This window comes from Nocardia sp. NPDC004722 (assembly GCF_053601505.1).
The window spans coordinates 1-2,005 of sequence record NZ_JBSGBY010000964.1 but is presented as its reverse complement, the minus strand read 5'-3'; the positions used below and the strand labels follow the sequence as shown (position 1 = coordinate 2,005).

The following is a 2,005-nucleotide window of genomic DNA, read 5'->3' as shown; positions in this document are numbered from 1 at the left end:
CCGCGCTGGCCGCGGGAAACACGGTGCTGCTCAAACCTTCTCCACTCGCCCCGCTCGCCACGCCCGCTCGGACGCCCTGACCGCGTGGAAGTCGGTGGCCGCCACCGCGATCCGGCCGCGACGGGCCGCCGCGCTGTGGATCTGCGCGCTGATTCAACCACTGCTCATGGTGGTGGCGCTGTGGGCGGTGCTGCACGCGGTCGGCGCGGACCTCAGCCTGCCCGATACGTTCGTGGTCGAACTGGTGACGGTGGCCCTGGCGCCACTGCTGCCGTCCCCGAACGGCGTGGCCACCAAGGAGATCACCATCGCGGCCGGGCTGACCGCCGTGGCGGGTTTGAGCGCCGGGGTGGCGGTGGGCGTGGCCCTGGGGTTCCGGCTGCTGACCTTCTGGTGCCAGATTCCCCTGGGCCTGGCCTCGTTCGCCTATCTGAACCACCGCCGCGCCATCTGAGCGCGGGCCCGGCGGCAGTTCGCGGCTACTTGTTGAGCTGGCAGTCGATGGTCGAGAACTTCGCGACACCACCCCAGGTGGTCTGGGCGACGCCCTGCGCCTGACGCTTGTTGCGCTTGGCCTCCACGGTGAGCGTCGGCAGTTTCTCTCCCGCCCAGGTCTCCGCATTGCAGGTGTAGGTCGCGGCATCCGCCTGCGCGGGTGCGGCGACGGCGGCGACCGCCGGGGCGAGGGCGAACACGGCCACGGGCAGGCCGATCAGATACTTCTTGCTCACTTCGGACTCCTTGTGCGATCTCGGGGTGAGCCGGGCAGACAGCAGCCTGGATTCTCGCACGACCTCGGCGAGCCCGCCGCCGAAGCGGCCGATCATGGTCGACGATGGGGGCACTTTCTACGGCCTCGCACCGTTGATCACGATGAGGCGGCCACTACGAAGGAGTTCGCCATGTCGTTCATCGGGAGCCTGCTCGGGCTGGCTCTGACCCTGTTCATGCTGGTGTTGATCGCGCGCCTGATCCTGGATTGGATCGTCACGCTCAGCGACAATCCGCAGGGCGTTCGCAAGCCCCGAGAGATCGTCTACAAGATCACCGAACCCGTCATCGCCCCGGTGCGCCGGGTGCTCAAGCCGGTCCGGTTCGGCGGCGTGCAGATCGATCTGGCCTTCACGGTGGTGTTCATCGCGGTGCTGATCCTGCGCGCCGTGGTGTTCAGCCTGTAACCCTCAGCGCGTGGGTTCGATCCGCACGAGTGTCGTGTACTGGGCCGCGGCCACGATATCGCCGGGGTCCGGGGTGCCGTCGTCGCGATTGCGCACCCCGTAGTACTTGGAGTCGCCGGGCATGGCGCTCAAGAACTTTCCCAGACTCTGGGCGACCGCGGTGGGATCGGTGATCGGGGTGGCGACGGCGTTCACGGTGCGCCCGGCCAGCAGCAGTTCGACGGGGGCGCCGCCGCGCAGGTTCCGCCACCATTTGCTGTCGGTGTAGCAGTTGAGTACGTCGCCGTCGGGGAAGTAGCGGACGACGGCGGTGTAGCGGTTGCCGCTCTTGCGACCGGTGAAGGTCAGCAGCATGGTGTTTCGACTCATCACCCGGTGCAGCGGCGAACGCAGCAGGGCTTTGACGACGACATTGACATAGCCCGGGACCGTGGGCGGGGCAGTGGTGGCGCTCATGACTTCCACCGAACCACCGCCGCGATCCCCGCACATCGGGACTATCCCTGAGATCCGCCCGGATTCGCAGCCACCAGCTGCCCACCGGCTGCCGGATCGGGAAAACGGTTGGGGCGCAACAGGAGAGTGGTCGCGAGCACGAGCACCCCGGCGACGGCGATGGCCGCGCGGGCACCGGTCAGCATGGCAAGCACGCCGCCCAGCGCGGTCAGCGCGGCGATGGTGGCATTGCTGGTGATCGACCACGCGGACAGGGTGCGGGTGACGCGGTCGGCGGCGGTCTGTTCCAACCGGAATGTCGCGGAGACCGGATTGAAGACTCCGCAACTGGTGATGATGCCGAGTTCCATCGCCATCACCAGCAACAGCCC

At 68.0% G+C, this 2,005-nt stretch carries 4 protein-coding genes and 1 pseudogene; 2 read left to right on the top strand and 3 right to left on the bottom strand.

The window, feature by feature from the left end; all coding sequences use genetic code 11:
- A partial coding sequence (locus tag ACWELQ_RS44630) for a lysylphosphatidylglycerol synthase domain-containing protein (protein WP_452403010.1) occupies positions 1-454 on the top strand: 454 nt, incomplete at its 5' end.
- Between the two features lie 25 nt (positions 455-479).
- Here ACWELQ_RS44630 and ACWELQ_RS44625 read toward each other — a convergent pair.
- Positions 480-731: a hypothetical protein gene (locus ACWELQ_RS44625; protein WP_452403009.1), complete on the bottom strand. Its 252-nt coding sequence runs from the start codon at positions 729-731 to the stop codon at positions 480-482.
- Between the two features lie 171 nt (positions 732-902).
- Here ACWELQ_RS44625 and ACWELQ_RS44620 point away from each other — a divergent pair, with 171 nt between their 5' ends.
- Positions 903-1,178 carry a YggT family protein gene (locus ACWELQ_RS44620; protein ID WP_452403008.1) on the top strand — a complete coding sequence of 92 codons (276 nt, stop codon included), beginning with the start codon at positions 903-905 and terminating at the stop codon, positions 1,176-1,178.
- 3 nt (positions 1,179-1,181) lie between these two features.
- On the opposite strand, the gene ACWELQ_RS44615 is transcribed toward ACWELQ_RS44620, so the two are convergent.
- Positions 1,182-1,634 carry a hypothetical protein gene (locus tag ACWELQ_RS44615; protein ID WP_452403007.1) on the bottom strand — a complete coding sequence of 151 codons (453 nt, stop codon included), beginning with the start codon at positions 1,632-1,634 and terminating at the stop codon, positions 1,182-1,184.
- A gap of 41 nt (positions 1,635-1,675) precedes the next feature.
- Positions 1,676-2,005 (bottom strand): annotated as a pseudogene (locus tag ACWELQ_RS44610) (MFS transporter); the annotation flags it as partial.